Below are 17,588 nucleotides of genomic sequence, written 5' to 3'. Positions count from 1 at the left end.
GTGGAAGCACGCCATGCACGATTTTCACCCTCTTCATTGATAATGAACCTTTTTCTCAAGGTAATGAAACTGGATTAACGTCAGTCCAATAACAATCAGCATTAATATGACAGACTGCGCAGAAGAGCTGCCAGGATCCATTCCCACAAATCCATCTTGATATACTTTAAAAATCAACGTAGTCGTGTTGTTTTCTGGGCCACCGTTGGTCATGACTTGAATAATTCCAAAGGTATCGAAAAAACAATAAATAAAATTCATAATCAATAAAAAAAAGGTGGTTGGCGATAATAAGGGAAAGATAATTTGCCAAAATCTTCGCCAGGGTGAAGCGCCATCAATAATGGCGGCTTCAATTAAATTATTAGGAATTAGCTTAAGTGCTGCATAAAAGAATAAAAAATTATAACTAAACTGTTGCCAGGTTGCAGCAATAATAATAACCCATAACGCTTGATTTGCGTGTGTGAGGTAATTGAAATCATAACCTAGAGATTGCAAGATTCGTGTAATCCAGCCAAGGGTTGGATGACATAGAAAGCGCCACAAAATAGCTGCCACTGCTGGAGCTACGGCGTATGGCCACAACAGTAATGTTTTATAGATCTTCTGACTTTTGTTTCGTCCATTGACAAGTGCAGCGATTGCTAACCCTAATGACATCGTGAAAAAAGTCACGGAAAGCGCGAGTACAAGCGTTACAACGACAGCTTCACCATAATCTGGACTTTTGAATAAGTCCATGTAATTTGTTAATCCAGCAAACCGATTATGCAATCCAAACGCATCGCTAAAAAAAAGCGATTGAACCACTGCTCCACACGCGGGCCAAATAAAAAACAGTAAAGTAACCAGCAATTGCGGAAAAATGAATATAAAAGCCAATTTGCGATGCTTAGTAAAATTAGGCATTTAATAATCAGGTGCTGGGGAGCTGATTTTTTAATTTACCGGTTAATCGCAGTTTTTACAAATTTAATCTTTTAATTTTTCAGATCCGTAACACTGAGCTAGTTTAGTTTGGGCGATTTTCAAACCGGCGTTGGCTGCGGCTTGGTATAGTTTGCTTGCTATTTCTTTATCAATTAAAACCCCATAACCTTTTTCAAAACACAATCCCAAATGAAATATCGCTTCAACTATGTTTTTTTCAGCCGCTTCTTTAAAACAAATGATGGCTTTATTTTCATCTTTTTCAGTGCCTAAACCATGAAGATACATCCAGCCAAGATTATTTTGAGCTTGCCCAATGTTCTCTTCAGCGGCTTTGAAACAATGAAAAAATGCCATTGCCATATTTTGAGCAACGCCTTTGCCATCACGATACAATAAAGATAAATTGTAATGGGCCAAAGAATGGTTATGATTAGTCGCCTGAGTATACCAATGAACGGCTTGCTCATAGCTTTGCAAAACCCCAAATCCTTTCTCAAAGATGACGCCGCAATTAAACTGGGCATGAAGAAAGCCTGCTTGGGCGGCGGACAAATAATAGCTTGCGGCTTTATTGTAGTTTTGGCTTAAACCTTCCCTGCCATGAAAATATAGATACCCAAGTTGATTCAAGGCCTCAGGTTGGCCTTGTTTCGCTTGGGCAAACAAGGATTTTAAAGAAGAATTTCCAAATGGCATCATTCAATCATTTACAAGCAGATAATAGATCTCCTAAACCGCTTAAAATACCACAACATAGCTCACCTAATGCCACAGCAGGAGCACAAGCTAGGCCTAAACAATCCTTAACTGAGCCGAAACAAGAGCTACAGCAATCGCTGATGGATTCGCAGCATCCTTCGGTACTGCAGTTAACGCCACTGCCGCAACAACTGCAATTGCAAGTACAACAACAGTTATCATTAGAGAAACCTGAACTATAAACTTCTCGGCCTCCCATGTTTATACCTTCACTTTGCTCAAAGCGATAGCCATTTCCCCCAATAGATTCACTACGAGATTCGTGAGTACTAAAGCCATTTGAACCACCCATTTGAGTCATTCGACTTTCACCACTAGAAATCCCACTTTGACCGATGGAGGATGTGTTCACCTCTTCCGTACTTAAAGCGTCTCCCCAGTTGACTGCTGAAGACGTTGATGTAGTCAAATTACCAGCGCCAACTCCGATTTCAGCATGACCGCCTAAGCCTAAAGCGCCACCTGAAACAGATAGACCATTATCGGCTGAACCAGACACTGATGGGTTTGTTGTTGTATGTTGCATAGCTATATTCCATTAGTCAAACACGATCGACATTGTGATCTCTTTTTAATCAAAATTCAATGCGAAACTTAAAGAGATTAAGTATCTAATGTTTCGGTAGCGTGAGCTTTTTTAAGCGTTCGATGTAAAAGCTGCGTATAAATTGGCGCGTTCTTAGCCAGCTGTACGATTGTTGTAGAAGTTAAACAAGTTACCATTAACGGTAAAATTAAAAGATAATTTTGAGTCATCTCCACAACGAGAATAATTCCCGTTACCGGAGCTCTTACCGCGGCAGCAAATAAGGCCCCCATCCCTGCCACAGCGAACATTCCAGGATGAATGGTCATATCACCTGAAATGGCCTGGAGAACATGCGAAGAGGCTAAACCAAGAATGGTTCCCAATGCCAGCATGGGAGCAAAAATACCACCAGGAACCCCGGTCCCGTAGCATAATAAAGTCATAATAAATCGAATAACAAAAATGATAAGCAGCATCGAAAGACCTGGATCCAGGGTTAATGCTTGTTCGATGATGGTATATCCACCACCAACAAAACTAGGATAAACATAGGCTAAATACCCCACCAACAAGCCGATAATGAGTACATAAACATCTTTCACCCAAGGTTTTAACTTATCTAGACCATACAACACCTTCATTAAGAAGGTGTTAAAAAATAAACCTACGAAACCGACAAGAATTCCGAAAATAAAAAACAACCATAGAGACTGCAAACTTGGTAAAGAAAATACGTCCATGGGGATATCAGGTTGCGGACCAATGATCATATGCAATACGATGGTGGCGATAACACAGCAAATCGCGACCATTTTGAAATTAACAAAAGAAAAATTAAACTCATTGCGCATTTCTTCTAATACAAATAATACCCCTGCCAATGGCGCATTAAACGCCGTTGCTAGCCCTGCCGCAGCTCCTGCGGCTATCAACGAGTCACGTCGTTTTCTAGGAAGGGAAAACCATTCTCCTAACATCTCACCTAAATTTCCACCTATTTGAATGGTGGGGCCCTCTCGTCCTAAAACCATTTTAGAAGCAATGGATAAAACACCCCCTAAAAACTTAACGGGAAGTAACCTTCGCCAAAATATTGGACGCTCATGAAGTAATGTGCCTTCGATTTCCTGTACACCACTTCCTGAAGCCTCAGAGGCGACCCATTTGACCAACGACCAGGATATAAACACCATCACCATCGTAGTCAAGGCAGAAATAATTTCCACTGGCCAGTCATGCGATTTGGCGAAAGAAAACCACCCAGTTAAAAGCTTTCCTAGCCAGGTAATAGAGAGTTGTAAAAGGGAGCCGACGCAGCCGGTCAAAATACCCAATAAAATGGATAGCGCATAAAGAATTAATATTTTATCTCGCATTATTCTTAATCATCCTCATTAAGTTGCAGATAATACGTAACCCTGCCTGGTTTGGTAATGAAAGTATCGTCTCAGGGTGAAACTGAACAGCATAAATCGGTCGTGTTTTATGAGCGATTGCCATAATCACCCCATCTTCACTTTCAGCAGTCACATCGAGCTCGCTAGGAAAGTTCTCTTTTTTTGCATAAAGCGAATGATAACGTCCAGCCGTAAATCGTTTCCCAAGACCTGCAAATAGATTTTCCTCTTTAAAAACTTCTATCACGGAAGGTTTGCCATGCATTGGATAATCTAATACACCCAAGGTACCTCCAAAATGCTCAACGATCCCTTGTAGACCTAAACAAACTCCAAATAATGGTATACCGTTTGTAAGAACAGTGCTAATAATTTCTGATAAATCAAAGTCTTTTGGGTTACCTGGCCCTGGGGATAATATGACGAGATCATAGGGTGATCGCTCACGTTTTAGCGTGGCATGTTGTTGAACAGCCTTCTTTTGGCTTGGTTTTGTTAAATAATAGTTTGCCTGATCATATCGAACCGTAATCACTTCGGCACCAGTTTGGCGAAAATAATTTGCTAACGTATGAACAAATGAATCCTCGTGATCGATGAGTAATATTCGTTTGCCTTCTCCATCTTTTGACAAAGCGATTTGTTTCTCGTCTTTAGACTTTGGCTTATCCAGTAAGTCAATAAAAGCCGACGCTTTTAAGCGAGTTTCTTGTTCTTCAGCCTCTGGATTTGAATCATAGAGTAACGTTGCGCCGACTCGAATTTCCGCAATTCCTTCTTTGATTCGTAGCGTTCTTAAAACCAATCCTGTATTAAGGTCACCATTAAATCCTAACCAACCTACCGCTCCACCATACCATCTGCGAGGCGATTTTTCGTGTTGTTCGATAAAATTCATCGCCCAAAGCTTAGGCGCGCCAGTGACTGTAACCACCCACATATGGGATAAAAATGCATCAATCGCATCGAATTCATCACGAAGCACGCCTTCCACGTGATCAACTGTATGAATTAATCTGGAGTACATCTCTATTTGTCTTCTTCCAATGACTCGAACGCTCCCTGGCTTACAGATTCTAGATTTATCATTTCGATCCACATCCGTACACATGGTTAACTCGGAGCATTCTTTTTCAGACTCCAGAAGTTCTTGAATATTTTTTGCATCTTCTATTGCGTTTTCACCGCGTTTAATGGTACCTGATATAGGGCATGTTTCGACTCTTCGACCCTGAACACGAACATACATTTCTGGAGAAGCACCCACCAAATACTCCTGCTCTCCAAGATTAATAAAAAAACCGTATGGTGCAGGATTGACTTCTCGCATGCGTTTAAAAATTTCAGAGGGCTGTTCTTTTGCATGGCGATAAAAGGTTTGGCTGGGCACGACTTCAAATAAATCGCCGCAGCGAAAGCGTTCTTTGGCCAAGTTAACAACGTTGGCATACTCCGAAGGAGCATGGTCACCCTCCTTGTTGGGTGTATTGGTTGGATGATAAGGCACGCTTAGCCCCGTTCTATCCAATCCCGAAGTTGTTTTGCCTTCAAAGAAAAAGTCATAACGAATGACAAACGCCTCTTCTTTACGATGATTCACGATAAATATTTCATCTGGTAAATATAAAACCAGCGTCCTATCTTCATGATGGCGTACTTGATGAGATTTAAGATCTTCAAATTGAAAAATTAAGTCATAACCAAACGCACCATATAACCCAAGATAAGGTTCTTCATCCGACTTAAATAAGGACACAATTTCTCGTATAACAGAAAAGACGCTTGGCTGCTGGCTTCGTTCTTCTTCGGTAAAAAATGCATCTGAATGAAAAACCCTTAGTTCACACACTTCATTTGTGTAGTGCGTTAACTCAACAATAGAAAGTCGTTTTAATCGTTTGCAGATGATGTCTAGTAAAATAGTCCCTCTAGGATTAAGCGCTTCAATTTTAATCCTAGAATTTTTACAGCTTAGTACGAGCGGTGGGTTATGAAAACCAATATCCCAGCATGTATAACGCCCAGGATATTCAAAACCTGACGTAAATAGCGCACCGCGTTCCGCATTAAGCGCATCAATTAGGTGATCTAACGGTTGCGGATATGCCAAATCCTGTTTATCGGATTCGACGACAATTCCTCCTGCTGTTTTTAATGTTTGCATCAAATGTTTACTCTTTCTATCAAATCAATCCTTTTTATCATTCTGCCTCCGTACGGGATGAAAAAACACTGAACCTTATGTGTCCGTACCCGGTTTTAAGAGGTTGAAAGAGCCCATTGAATTGTCCAAGACGCCTATTTTTCCGACAAGAAAAGGACATGTCGTGATGAAAAACAATGAGCTTTGGTGATGTTAAACGCATATTTTAATTGGCACAAGTCGCCGATGTGCTGTTTTCCAGGAATGTAACAATCACTCATTTTTTTACCAGATAAAGGTGTTCCTAATATCCCTCTTATTATTTTGAAATAAAAATGATACATTGGCAGCGGTTTTTTGTAATTTAGGAAAATATTATGAACATCAGATCATTACTCGTCACATCTAAAGTTCCTGGGCCTTACAAACCCTTTAAAGACGTTCAGCGTTCGGTTGAATATAAACCTTCTGATACACATGACCGAAATTTAAAAAAATGGGAGAAAAAACGACTTGAAGCACTTGATAGCATTGAAAAAATAATAAAGTCTGTCCTTACTTTGCCTCACACTTATGATCAAAGAAAACAAAAGCAACTTCAAGGATTTCGTTTTTTTGTCGCACCCAGCATAAGTAAAGACCGACCTGAAGCGCTTGCTTTCATCACTTCAATCGCCCAAAGCCTGACGACTCATAACCGTTCTCCTAAAAACTTAACTAGCTTAAAAGCCGAAACCCGCCATTTAGAAGCTAGGCTAATTGCTGTTGAATCCATTGTTACAGGAGCTTATTTGCTTGTTTTAAACCGGATTGAAAGTGATTACAAAGCGGCCTGGTTAAGTAAAAGCCCGAAGTCCAGTCAGCTTTATCAAGAATTGTCCGAAAGGCTCGGTGAGCTCACTGAAGATAAGCAAAAAGTCTGTCTTGAGGCACTCCATGATCATTTAACAAATCGTGATGCCGAAGCTAATATTAAATTTGGTTCATTAACAAAAGAGGCGACGCTTAAACGAATCGATGAATCCATTGAGCAGCTTTCAGCGAGCGTCAGTTTAAAAAAATAATTAGGTCATAACCTAATATACAAGGACTGTATCATGACAATACCCGTTACTACGAGTAATTCCATCGAAGGCAAGCCTATCAAACAATACTTAGGCATTGTACGAGGCATTGTGGTTCGCTCACCAACCATCGCGCAAGGGTTTATGGGCGGATTAAAATCGATAGTCGGTGGAAAAATTGGAGCCTATACCCAAATGTGTGAACATGCTCGAGAAGAAGCATTTGAACTCATGTTAAAGCATGCGGAAGAACTTGGGGCCAACGCGGTCATCGCTGTAAGATATGATGCCGGCGAATTAGGCCAGATAGGAACGGAAGTATTGTGTTATGGGACTGCTGTGATTATTTAGCTATTTTCTCTTTAGCCCAGTTGCTTGCAACAGGGCTAAAGCAGCATACACGCATCTCAAACTGTCTATGTTCCGATCCTTACGGGCCGAATCGAGCTTCGAATTTCATTTGAGATCGACTAGATCCCTGCATAAAACAGGTAAAAAAAGCGTATAATATTTAAAAATTAGATGCGTTTGCTCTGGGCTAGAAATTTTTGGTTGATCTATCCCAGTTTATGCTGTGAAATAACCCCAAATTTTGAATGCCAGGTCATTATGTTTACTTCCGAAACCGAATTACAAAAACTTGCTTCGCTCGCTTACATCAAACTCGATGCTGAAACCCGTACAAAATTAGCTCACGACGTTTCTGCGATTATGGAATTTGTTGAACAACTTAGAAGTATTAATACTCAAGAAATTAAACCCTTATTTCACCCGCTTGATATGCAACAGCGCTTACGCGAAGATGTATGCGATGAGCCCAATCGAGTTGAATACTTGGCCGAAATCGCTCCGTTATTTGAAAATGACCATTATTTAGTCCCCAAAGTCATTGAAATAGGAAAATAACGCATGCATGACCTTTCTATACGAGAACTTAGCCAAGCATTAAAAAAACAAAACATTTCAAGCCTTGAGTTAACCAAACACTATCTGAACCGCATTGACCAACATCAGGATTTAAATGCATTTATTTCCCTCAATGAGGACGCCGCAATAGCATCTGCAAAATCTGCCGATCAATTATTGGCAAAGGGAAATGGAAACATACTGACTGGCATTCCTTTTGCACATAAAGATATCTTTTGTACTAAAACTATGGCTACAACTTGTGGTTCAAAAATGCTTCTGAATTTTCAGGCACCTTACGAAGCCACTATTGTGCAATCATTAGCCGCTCAACATACCGTTCTGCTTGGAAAAACGAACATGGATGAATTCGCAATGGGATCGGCAAATGAACACAGTTACTTTGGACCTGTTAAAAACCCCTGGAATACTGACTGTGTTCCAGGGGGGTCATCTGGTGGATCTGCAGCAGCTGTAGCCGCTCGCCTAGTTCCATTCGCAACCGGTTCGGATACGGGAGGTTCAATTCGCCAACCAGCTGCCTTTTGTGGAATTTCTGGATTAAAGCCAACCTATGGGTTAGTCTCTCGCTATGGTATGGTTGCTTTTGCTTCAAGTCTTGATCAAGCAGGTCCTATGGCGAGAAGTGTTGATGACTTAGCATTGGTTTTACAAGCGATGGCTGGGTTTGATGCTCGCGACTCGACCTCTCTAAATAAACCTCTCCCTAACTTTACGAGTCAATTCAACCAGACCAGATCCACGGTACGGATAGGTCTTCCTCGTAGTTTTTTTCATTCCACGGTTGATGAAAGCATTCAAAAGGCTATCAAAGCCGCTGTTTCAGTTTTTGAGCAACAAGGCGCTACGATTATAGAAATCGATTTATCCCTACAGCCGCATTGGGTGCCTTGCTATTATGTGATTGCCTGTGCAGAAGCGTCTTCCAATTTATCTCGTTATGATGGAATTCGCTATGGACATCGAGCCCTTGATCCAGAAAATTTAGTGGATCTTATCACACGTTCTCGAGACGAGGGTTTTGGCATTGAAGTAAAGCGACGGATCTTAACTGGAACATACGTTTTATCATCTGGATATTTCGATGATTACTACATTCAAGCCCAGAAAGTCCGTCGCTTGATTAAAGACGAGCTTCTCACCACGTTTAAGGACGTCGATGTGATTCTTGGACCAACCACACCAACGCCAGCATTTGAGCTTGGTGAAGAAATCACCGATCCCACACAACGTTATTTAGCCGATGTGTTTACAGTAGCTGCAAATTTAGCGGGTTTACCTGCCTTATCAATTCCTGCTGGATTTAGCAAAAAGAATCTACCGATAGGAATGCAGCTTATGGGACCACATTTTAGCGAAGAAATTTTGCTTGGTTTAGGACATTCATTTCAGCAACAAACCGATTGGCATACGGCCAAGCCACAGGAGTATAAATGACTTGGGAAACCGTTATTGGACTTGAAGTACATGTCCAGTTAAACACGAAATCAAAACTCTTTTCTGCTTCCTCTACAACCTATGGTGGAAAACCCAATTCACACACCAGTTTTGTGGATGCAGGTCTACCCGGAGTTTTACCGGTTTTAAATGACGAGGCTGTAAAAAAAGCCCTTCGCTTTGGTATTGCAATAGATGCTGAAATCAATAACTACTCTTACTTTGAGCGAAAAAATTATTTCTACCCTGATTTACCAAAAGGCTATCAAATTAGCCAATTCCAACGTCCTATTATTGGCCAAGGGCATTTAAACATTGCATTGGAAGATGGTGCATCGAAGCTTGTTACTATTGAACGTGCTCATCTCGAAGAAGACGCTGGTAAGTCCGTTCATGATGCTCATCCAAAATTTACTGGTATTGATTTAAATCGCGCAGGAACACCCTTATTAGAAATTGTTTCAGCCCCTTGTCTTTATTCAGCACAGGAAGCCATCGCTTATTTAAAGGCATTGCATCAACTGGTTCGCTTTCTGGATATCAGTGACGGAAACATGCAAGAGGGTTCTTTTCGTTGCGATGTCAATATATCCCTTCGACCATCAGGTGCCACTAAGCTTGGCACTCGAACGGAACTTAAAAATTTAAATTCCTTTCGATTTATAGAAAAAGCCATCCAATATGAACAATTACGCCACCAAGATCGTTTAGAATCGGGTCAAGAAATCATTCAAGAAACTCGCCTTTTTTCTCCCGCCTCAAACACAACCCATTCAATGCGAGGAAAAGAAAGCGAGCAAGATTATCGTTATTTTCCAGATCCTGATTTGTTACCTATTGAAATTTCAGAAGAACTGCTTAATGACATCAAAGACACCATGCCTCGCTTACCTGAAGAAATTAAATCTGAGCTTCGTAATGCTTCAGATTTAAAAGAAGAAGATATTGATTTTTTATTAAGTGCTCCAGATGTTATTCAATATTTTTATCGAGTTCAAGAAAACACAATAGCTTCTAGCAAAATGATTGCTAATTGGCTTAAAGGTCCTTATGCTGCCGTATTAAATGAACTGGGTGAAACATTCGATAACCCTCCAATTTCTGCTAAAAGACTTGCCACCCTTCTGAATCACCTAACAGATAATAAATTGTCAAGCAATCAAGCCAAATCGGTGTTTACTAAGTTATTAGCCAATCAAGGCACGGTTGAAGAGATTATTGCCAATGAAGGATTCAATGCCTGTATAAACCAAGATGAACTGACAAGGATTGTTGAGGCTATTATTGCAAAACACCCAGAGCAAGCAGAAGATTTTCGCAAAGGAAAAGAAAAACTTTTAGCATTTTTCGTTGGCCAAGTGATGAAAGAAACCAAAGGAAAAGCAAATCCTGAAACTATTAGTCAATTGATTCGAAAAAACTTATCTTAGACTAGAAGGCTTATGGATGGCCCGAGCAATGTCGGGCCAAGTAGAATGATACACAATTTAACTATTTAGTAAGGTCGTACAATAACCGTTGAACCAACATCCAGAAACTCCTGGTTCAACCATTGAGCCGCACTAGGCAAAACTCTGATACATCCATGGCTGGCATTATAATTCGGTACCTCATAAGCGCCATGAATCGAATAGCCGCCATTAAAGTGCATGCAATAAGGCATTTTTGCACCCCCTCCAGTCTCAATGGGATAAATACTTGAGGTACAATCCTCACCTTTTTTCGAATAAATTCGATAGGTACCTACTGTTGTACGACAGGGGCGACCAACATCCTCACAAAACCCTTTACCACCAGAGCCTCGCCCGGTTTTCACACGATTTCCCTGTGCATCATACGCAGCCCACGCCGTTGCTCGAGGGTCGTAGATGAAAACCTTGCGCCCGGTAGCAGGTCGTTTTTCAGGAAAGTGATAACTTCCCTTGGAATCCGAAGAATGATGCATGGTATAGTGCGTATAACCTGCGTCATCTTCTATCGCGTGCATCGGGGCACAAGCCGCCACAGCTAAACACGCGGGTACAAGTAACAGTTTGCTTTTCATGCGTTTTCCCTCCCTGTTTAACCAGTTTATCGGGAGGTTCTGGAATAAATTTAGGACTTTTTAGTTATTTTTATTCCTAACTGTCTTAAATATGATCTTTTTTATTGTTTTTTAATGCATTTTTTTCTGTGTTAGGAAGCAGTTCAATAATGGCCATTAGTAGCTGCTCATCACTGCATTCAAAACAACCTCCTCGCGCAGGCATAGCATTGAACCCTTCTTCCGTATGTTTAAATAAAGCCTCTATTCCTTCTTTGATTCGAGGTTTCCAATCTTCATCATATCCAATGCGAGGAGCGCCTAAAGGGATTTGTGGCTTTTCTGCATGACATGTTGCACAAAAATGCTGAACGATTTGCTGCCCTTCATCATTTGCTCCTGCAATTTGTCTTAGAAACTCTTGTGGATGGTGGGAAATTGACCAAGCTTCAGAAATCGATAACAGAGAAAGAATCAAACCATAAGTGATACGTTTGAGATAGATTTCGAGACTCCAAAGTTTATTGTTCATGACCGCTCTTTATGGTTGGTTTATTGGCAAATTTGGTGGTTCCCCCGGACAAGCCGGAGGAAGTAGACCTTAAAAAACCTAAGGAAGTAGTCTTTAAGCCCAGGAAAGTTACCTTTAAGCCCAGGGAAGTAGACTTTAAGCCCAGGGAAGTAGACTTTAAGCTCAGAGAGGTAGCCTTTAAACCCAAGGAAATAGCATTTAAGCTCAGGGAAGTAGGCATTCGACAAGCTTGTTTTGTAGTGGTATTGAGCATGTTAACTTCTTGCTATTGTGCGGCCTGAATGCGAGGAATTTTAATTTTATGACTGAACAAGGTTAGCAAAGCGCCAGACAGTACAATCGTAATTCCAATGACGTGTTTTAAGTAGAGGGTTTCACCCAACAAAATAAACCCAAAAATAACCACAAATACAGGTTCAAGCACCGACAAAATTGCAGCTTTATCTGAACTAATGAGTTTCAAACTGTAAAGTAAAAGCAAAATTGGAACAGCAGTTGAAATAATACCGACCCCAATCAAATTAGCCCATACTGAATACTGTGTTGGGATAATAAAAGAGCCTTGAAACAGTGAAAACAGTAAAAATGCGACAGAACATCCAGAAGAGAGCATAAAGGCAGACATATTGGGTGATGCCTGAATTTGCTTACTTAATGCTAAATACCCTGCGTAAAAAAAGGCAGACACTAAGCCAAAGGCAATTCCTATGAGATCCATTCTCATCTCATGCCAGTCCACTAATAACGTCATGCCGACCAGAATCATAATGATTGCTAAATAATACGGAGCTGGGATCGTTTGGCGAAACAGAAAATAATTAATCACCATTAATATAACCGGATAGGTAAAAAAGATGACCATTGCAAGCCCTGATCCAATATACCCAGCCGCAATAAAGTACAACAGCGTTGAAAGACTATAAAACCCAGCTCCCCCTAAAAAGGTAATCAGTAAATCGTATTTAGAATCGGATATTCGTTTTAGGGTGGGAAAAATAACAATAAGCATGACAACGCTTGAAATCAAAAACCGCCAAAAGAGCATGGTACTGGGGGACATGCCAGAGTGAATCACGCTCATCCCAAAATAGCCCAGAAATCCATATAAAAAACCAGATAATATCGCGTAAAACGATCCAATATGCTCTTTCGAATTCATGTTTATCTCAAATAAGCGCAAGTTAAACGAAACAGTGTGCTTAGCATTTTAGCTTTCTATCCAATATTAAATCAATATTGCTTTACAGAAAAGAGCACCATTTTATCTATATACAGTTTGAAAAGGTTATTCAAACTGTGTTGTTCCCGTCTGCTCGGGGAAAACACAACCATAAATTATTCCGTTATGATTTTACTGATATGCCTTGGCGCTTTCTGAAAAAAATTTAAGTAGCTTCTGACAGTTAAATTCTTTTAATGAATTTAATACGATATCTGCTTCCTTCAGAATGTGTTTATCACCAATACCAACAGAATGCATTAAAGCTGAATTTATTGCTTGGACTCCAGCCACTGCATCTTCAACACCCATACAATTTTCTGGTGAAGCGTTGAAGGCTTCAGCGACCTTTAAAAACACTTCAGGATGAGGTTTGCTATTTTTTACCTCGTTTGCATCTGCGACATAATCAAAATAGTGCGTTAAACCAAGTTTTTTCAATACGTAATGAGCATTTTTACTGGCTGAGGCTAGTCCAATTAAAATGTTCATCTCACGAAGCTCTTTTAATACTCGTTCTGCGCCAGGCAAAATATCTTGTGGCGACATCGCTTCAATTAATGATAAATAATAAGTATTTTTTTCTCTCGCTAAATCGTTTTTTTCTTGCTCAGTGCACTCAATCTTTCCTTTCTTTAATATAGTTTCTAATGACGTTAAGCGATCAAGGCCCTTTAATTGTTCATTATCCTCTTCATTGAAAGAAATCGTTAATCCTTCCGCCAATTTTTTCCATGCTTTAAAATGATAGAGAGCGGTATCGGTTATCACGCCATCTAAATCAAAAATCACAGCTTGAATGGTCATGCAAACATTTCCTTAGATTGAATTTCATGATGAATAGGACAACTTGGCGATAGGTGAATCATTTTTTCTCCAAGTTTAATCAGGATGGCCTGGCCATCAATCAGCTCATAGTGCGTAGAATTCCGCTCTACCGTCACTTTCAATTGGTTGTCTTTAAAACGCAAACAAAACTGATAACTGTTCCATTGTTTTGGTAAATAGGGATTAAACACCACATGGTCTTTACGTGCTCTAAATCCAGCAAAACCATGAATAATGGAGGCCCAAGAGCCTGCCATGCAAGCGATATGCACGCCAAATTCACTGTTGGCATGATGATTGTCAAGATCCATACGCACGGTGTCAGCAAAGAAATCGTACGCTGTTTCATAATCTCCCGTTTCCGCAAACTCTAAAGCATGAATGCAACTTGAAAGACTTGAATCATGGGTGGTAAGTGGCTCATAAAAAGCTAAGTTTCTCTTTTTTTGTTCTTGGTCATATTCATCATCAAGTAGATACATCGCTAAGACCACGTCCGCTTGTTTCAGAACTTGATGGCGATAAATTACGAGGGGGTGAAAATGCAATAACAACGGGTACTTATCTTTTGGGGTGTTTTCAAAATCCCATACTGCCTTATCTAAAAATCCATCATCTTGTTTGTGAATTTTAAGCGCTTCATCATAAGGAAGATACATGTTTAAAGCAGCCTTTTGCCACGATGAAAGCTCTTCTGGCTCAAGATGAATTCGGTGAGCTAATTCATCAAACCGCGTCTTATCATGCGTTTTCAATCGCAAAGCCATCTCAAGAGCAAACAATAAATGAGATTTTGCCATGCTATTGGTATAAAAGTTATTATTAACAATAGCCGTGTATTCATCGGGACCCGTTACCCCATCAATGCAAAATTGTTCTTCACGCTTAGGATTAAAATGCCCCAATTGCAACCATAGTCTAGCGGTTTCAAAAAGCATCTCTGCACCACCTTGCCAAAGCAAGGACTCATCCTCTGTCGCATTGATGTAACATTTTAAAGCATATGCAATATCCGCATTAATATGATATTGTGCCGTACCGGCAGGGAAATAAGCAGAACATTCACTCCCACCAATCGTTCGCCATGGATACAAAGCTCCTTTACAATGAGCCATTTCGCGTGCCCTGGCTCGTGCTCCGTCCAGTGTATTAATTCGAAACTCGAGTAATTTTCTAGCGAGCTCAGGCTGTGTGAAACAAAGAAATGGGATCACATAAATTTCAGTATCCCAGAAATAATGACCATCATAGCCGTGACCAGTTAACCCTTTTGCGCCAATATTCGAAAGCCCATTTCGGCCCGTAGATTGAAACACATGAAAGAGATTAAAACGGATCCCTTGTTGCAAGGGCTCATCCCCTTCAATTACGACATCCGCATTATGCCAGAAATCCTCTAGTACTTGTTTATGATGCGAAAACTGTTGCTCAAATCCAAGTGATGCTTCTTGTTGAATTGTTTTCTTTAATGACTGAAGTAGGTTATGAGCCGCATCCAAGTCGCGACTATGACTGTAACCAATCCATTTGTAGAGTGTTACCGGTTTTCCTTCAGTTAAGTTCAGTTCATAATGCTGTTCAAGTAAGGAAGACGCACTGAATAAATTGTTTGAATGTACATCGACACTAAATTCATCGAAAGCAACACTTGCAATAACAAAATCTGAATCGTTAACTTGATGCAAATAGCCATTAAACCCAGCGCTTTGTTCATTATTCAACAACCTTAAACTGTCTGCGATGGAAAGACGGCCAACTCTTGGATCATCTTTATTCACTTGAAAGTCATAGCCAGCATCCAGCGAGGATGTGAGTGTTAAAGGGCCAGAAAAATTTTCAGCGGTGATTTCATAACGAATACACATGAGATTTTGAATTGCCAAAGACACAAAGCGCTGAGAATGAAGATGAAGCGTTTTACCGGAGGTTGTAGTCCAAGTTTGAGTACGACTTAAAAGACCATTGCGAAAATCTAATGTACGGATGGATTCGCCGGTTTTCTCAGTAAAATGTAGGGGCTCCCCGTCTAATGTCATCGTAATCCGTTTACCATTAGGAACTTGGATCATTTTTTGGTTATGCGTTGCAAAGCCATAGGCAGACTCACCATAGGAAATGGGTTCTTCTTGATAAACTCCGTTTAAATATACGCCTTCACAGCTTGGAATTCCTTCTAACGCAGGCTCTTCAAACGTGCCGCGACTGCCGATATAGCCATTCGCTTGAGCCAATAAAGTCTCGGCTAGTAATTGTTGTTGCAATATGGCGCGGTCAACTGTGAGTTTCCATGGGTGAGTCGGGAATAATCCAGTTATTGTTTTTTTAATCATTCATAAACCCTTACAACGTGTTTTGATTTTATGTTTAAAAAGCGTTTCTAAACCATTAAATTCAATTTTTTTTCATAGCGCCCAATATTACTTCCTTTGAAATGGATTGCAATACGAAATGATTCGTTTAAACTGAGAAAATTTTGTGAGCGTTTTCGGCAATTAGTTTTCGGTCGTGTTACGTACAGGAGATATCCAGTACAGAAGGAGATGTAAAAAAATGAAAAAATGGCCACTGGTACTCGCATTGATACTCACATACGTCATCTTTGCCATCTTACTAAATAGTGTGGGTACCGTTATTCTGCAAGTTATTCATCACTATAATGTCACCAAACACAGCGCGAGTACTTTGGAAGGATTTAAAGATTTACCCATCGCCATTGTTTCTTTTTTTGTGGCCTCTTTTTTGCCGAGACTAGGCTATAAGTTATCTCTACAACTAGGACTCATCGTCGTTACTCTGGCTTGCTTTGCTATGCCTCTATTACCAGGCTTTTTGACGACAAAATGTTTATTTTTAGCATTAGGTGCAAGTTTTGCATTGGTAAAAGTATCCGTTTACGCTACCATTGGCACCATCACTGATAGTCCTCGTCAGCATGCGTCCCTGCTCAATACCATCGAAGGTTTTTTTATGCTTGGAGTGCTTGTTGGAAACTGGCTCTTTAGTTTATTTATTCATGATTCAACCATTAAAACTCATGAGTGGCTAAATGTTTATTGGGTGATGGGCAGTTTATGCCTAATTAATTTATTTATCTTACGATTCACCCTCATTCCAAAAATTGAGTCCCCGAGCAAAGCAACATTCTGGCAGGATTTTAATGACATGCTTAAACTCAGTTATCAGTCTTTTGTATTAATCTTTATTGTATCCACGTTCATGTACGTGCTCATTGAACAAAGCATCAGCACATGGCTACCAACCTTTAACCATGAGATTTTAAGAATTCCTCGTTCGATGAGTGTGCAAGTGGCGGGACTGATGGCAGGGTCTTTGGCGCTGGGGCGTTTGCTTGCAGGTGTTTTATTAAAACGCATGGCTTGGCATACCTTACTTTCCATTTGTATTATCGGGATGGCTACCTTATTAATTGTGATTCTGCCCGTAACCAAAGGAATTCGACCACCTACCCCTGTCAATTGGCAAAACGCTCCTTTGGCCATTTATTTACTGCCTATTATTGGGATTTTCATGGCACCGATATATCCAGCCATTAATTCCGTGATGCTTTCATCTCTTCCTAAATCGCAGCATGCCGCCATGACTGGTTTAATTGTGATATTTTCAGCACTAGGAGGCACGACGGGTAGTATTATTACAGGCAACTTATTCAGCAGTTTTGGCGGCCAAAAAGCATTTTATTTATTGTTATTGCCGTTAGCTATATTGTATTTTTCAACTCAAAGTTTTCGAAGCGCTACAAAGCACTCACCAGCACTAATTTGATTAGAAACATC

The 17,588-nt window shown here is 40.3% G+C and carries 16 protein-coding genes; 6 read left to right on the top strand and 10 right to left on the bottom strand.

All coding sequences use genetic code 11. The features are described from left to right. Positions 1 to 33: 33 nt before the first annotated feature. The 5 genes from ugpA to E1O41_RS00230 form a co-directional block, all read right to left on the bottom strand. A complete protein-coding gene (ugpA, locus tag E1O41_RS00250) occupies positions 34 to 912 on the bottom strand; it encodes a sn-glycerol-3-phosphate ABC transporter permease UgpA (RefSeq protein WP_131775304.1) in 879 nt (292 codons plus the stop codon). A 63-nt stretch (positions 913 to 975) separates the two neighbouring features. Next, the gene (locus E1O41_RS00245; protein WP_131775303.1) at positions 976 to 1,635 is read right to left on the bottom strand and encodes a tetratricopeptide repeat protein; all 660 of its coding nucleotides are present in this window, start codon (positions 1,633 to 1,635) and stop codon (positions 976 to 978) included. 4 nt (positions 1,636 to 1,639) lie between these two features. Continuing rightward, positions 1,640 to 2,221, bottom strand: coding sequence for a hypothetical protein (locus E1O41_RS00240; RefSeq protein WP_131775302.1), 582 nt, complete (start codon positions 2,219 to 2,221; stop codon positions 1,640 to 1,642). 77 nt (positions 2,222 to 2,298) lie between these two features. After that, on the bottom strand, positions 2,299 to 3,600 hold the full coding sequence (gene clcA, locus E1O41_RS00235; RefSeq protein ID WP_131775301.1) for a H(+)/Cl(-) exchange transporter ClcA: 1,302 nt from the start codon (positions 3,598 to 3,600) through the stop codon (positions 2,299 to 2,301). Then, positions 3,590 to 5,785, bottom strand: a complete 2,196-nt coding sequence (locus tag E1O41_RS00230) for an anthranilate synthase component I (protein ID WP_131775300.1) — start codon at positions 5,783 to 5,785, stop codon at positions 3,590 to 3,592. Before E1O41_RS00230 ends, clcA begins: the two co-directional genes overlap by 11 nt. Before the next feature lie 356 nt (positions 5,786 to 6,141). Between E1O41_RS00230 and E1O41_RS00225 the strand changes: the two genes are divergently transcribed. The 5 genes from E1O41_RS00225 (at position 6,142) to gatB (ending at position 10,622) form a co-directional block, all read left to right on the top strand. Next, positions 6,142 to 6,828 carry a hypothetical protein gene (locus tag E1O41_RS00225; RefSeq protein WP_131775299.1) on the top strand — a complete coding sequence of 229 codons (687 nt, stop codon included), beginning with the start codon at positions 6,142 to 6,144 and terminating at the stop codon, positions 6,826 to 6,828. A 33-nt stretch (positions 6,829 to 6,861) separates the two neighbouring features. Continuing rightward, positions 6,862 to 7,179, top strand: coding sequence for a YbjQ family protein (locus E1O41_RS00220; RefSeq protein WP_131775298.1), 318 nt, complete (start codon positions 6,862 to 6,864; stop codon positions 7,177 to 7,179). Positions 7,180 to 7,437: 258 nt separating this feature from the next. After that, the gene (gatC, locus tag E1O41_RS00215; protein ID WP_131775297.1) at positions 7,438 to 7,734 is read left to right on the top strand and encodes an Asp-tRNA(Asn)/Glu-tRNA(Gln) amidotransferase subunit GatC; all 297 of its coding nucleotides are present in this window, start codon (positions 7,438 to 7,440) and stop codon (positions 7,732 to 7,734) included. A gap of 3 nt (positions 7,735 to 7,737) precedes the next feature. Beyond that, entirely contained in the window at positions 7,738 to 9,192 is a 1,455-nt protein-coding gene (gatA, locus tag E1O41_RS00210) for an Asp-tRNA(Asn)/Glu-tRNA(Gln) amidotransferase subunit GatA (protein ID WP_131775296.1), read from the top strand. Continuing rightward, on the top strand, positions 9,189 to 10,622 hold the full coding sequence (gene gatB, locus E1O41_RS00205; RefSeq protein ID WP_131775295.1) for an Asp-tRNA(Asn)/Glu-tRNA(Gln) amidotransferase subunit GatB: 1,434 nt from the start codon (positions 9,189 to 9,191) through the stop codon (positions 10,620 to 10,622). The genes gatA and gatB overlap by 4 nt, the downstream gene beginning before the upstream one ends. 65 nt (positions 10,623 to 10,687) lie before the next feature. On the opposite strand, the gene E1O41_RS00200 is transcribed toward gatB, so the two are convergent. From E1O41_RS00200 to E1O41_RS00180, 5 genes are all read right to left on the bottom strand, one after another. Continuing rightward, entirely contained in the window at positions 10,688 to 11,236 is a 549-nt protein-coding gene (locus tag E1O41_RS00200) for a L,D-transpeptidase (protein WP_131775294.1), read from the bottom strand. 85 nt (positions 11,237 to 11,321) lie between these two features. Further along, the gene (locus E1O41_RS00195; protein WP_131775293.1) at positions 11,322 to 11,747 is read right to left on the bottom strand and encodes a c-type cytochrome; all 426 of its coding nucleotides are present in this window, start codon (positions 11,745 to 11,747) and stop codon (positions 11,322 to 11,324) included. 265 nt (positions 11,748 to 12,012) lie between these two features. Next, positions 12,013 to 12,906 carry a DMT family transporter gene (locus E1O41_RS00190; RefSeq protein ID WP_131775292.1) on the bottom strand — a complete coding sequence of 298 codons (894 nt, stop codon included), beginning with the start codon at positions 12,904 to 12,906 and terminating at the stop codon, positions 12,013 to 12,015. Positions 12,907 to 13,098: 192 nt separating this feature from the next. Next, entirely contained in the window at positions 13,099 to 13,773 is a 675-nt protein-coding gene (gene pgmB, locus E1O41_RS00185) for a beta-phosphoglucomutase (protein WP_131775291.1), read from the bottom strand. Beyond that, a complete protein-coding gene (locus tag E1O41_RS00180) occupies positions 13,770 to 16,124 on the bottom strand; it encodes a glycoside hydrolase family 65 protein (protein WP_131775290.1) in 2,355 nt (784 codons plus the stop codon). Before E1O41_RS00180 ends, pgmB begins: the two co-directional genes overlap by 4 nt. 220 nt (positions 16,125 to 16,344) lie before the next feature. Here E1O41_RS00180 and E1O41_RS00175 point away from each other — a divergent pair, with 220 nt between their 5' ends. Next, positions 16,345 to 17,577 (top strand): MFS transporter, encoded by a 1,233-nt coding sequence (locus E1O41_RS00175; protein WP_131775289.1) that lies wholly within the window; start codon positions 16,345 to 16,347, stop codon positions 17,575 to 17,577. Positions 17,578 to 17,588: the final 11 nt, after the last annotated feature.

Origin of the sequence: Legionella impletisoli (assembly GCF_900639875.1) — a bacterium.
GTDB classification, from domain to species: Bacteria; Pseudomonadota; Gammaproteobacteria; order Legionellales; family Legionellaceae; genus Legionella_A; species Legionella_A impletisoli.
The sequence above is the reverse complement of the archived record's forward strand: the minus strand, read 5'-3'. Positions and strand labels throughout refer to the sequence as shown.

Coding starts and splice junctions, on each gene's coding strand:
- ugpA (WP_131775304.1), bottom strand. CDS start 912: ATGCCTAATTTTACTAAGCATCGCAAATTGGCTTTTATATTCATTTTT.
- gatC (WP_131775297.1), top strand. CDS start 7,438: ATGTTTACTTCCGAAACCGAATTACAAAAACTTGCTTCGCTCGCTTAC.
- E1O41_RS00200 (WP_131775294.1), bottom strand. CDS start 11,236: ATGAAAAGCAAACTGTTACTTGTACCCGCGTGTTTAGCTGTGGCGGCT.
- clcA (WP_131775301.1), bottom strand. CDS start 3,600: ATGCGAGATAAAATATTAATTCTTTATGCGCTATCCATTTTATTGGGT.
- E1O41_RS00175 (WP_131775289.1), top strand. CDS start 16,345: ATGAAAAAATGGCCACTGGTACTCGCATTGATACTCACATACGTCATC.
- E1O41_RS00220 (WP_131775298.1), top strand. CDS start 6,862: ATGACAATACCCGTTACTACGAGTAATTCCATCGAAGGCAAGCCTATC.
- E1O41_RS00225 (WP_131775299.1), top strand. CDS start 6,142: ATGAACATCAGATCATTACTCGTCACATCTAAAGTTCCTGGGCCTTAC.
- pgmB (WP_131775291.1), bottom strand. CDS start 13,773: ATGACCATTCAAGCTGTGATTTTTGATTTAGATGGCGTGATAACCGAT.
- E1O41_RS00230 (WP_131775300.1), bottom strand. CDS start 5,785: ATGCAAACATTAAAAACAGCAGGAGGAATTGTCGTCGAATCCGATAAA.
- E1O41_RS00180 (WP_131775290.1), bottom strand. CDS start 16,124: ATGATTAAAAAAACAATAACTGGATTATTCCCGACTCACCCATGGAAA.
- E1O41_RS00240 (WP_131775302.1), bottom strand. CDS start 2,221: ATGCAACATACAACAACAAACCCATCAGTGTCTGGTTCAGCCGATAAT.
- E1O41_RS00190 (WP_131775292.1), bottom strand. CDS start 12,906: ATGAATTCGAAAGAGCATATTGGATCGTTTTACGCGATATTATCTGGT.
- gatA (WP_131775296.1), top strand. CDS start 7,738: ATGCATGACCTTTCTATACGAGAACTTAGCCAAGCATTAAAAAAACAA.
- gatB (WP_131775295.1), top strand. CDS start 9,189: ATGACTTGGGAAACCGTTATTGGACTTGAAGTACATGTCCAGTTAAAC.
- E1O41_RS00245 (WP_131775303.1), bottom strand. CDS start 1,635: ATGATGCCATTTGGAAATTCTTCTTTAAAATCCTTGTTTGCCCAAGCG.
- E1O41_RS00195 (WP_131775293.1), bottom strand. CDS start 11,747: ATGAACAATAAACTTTGGAGTCTCGAAATCTATCTCAAACGTATCACT.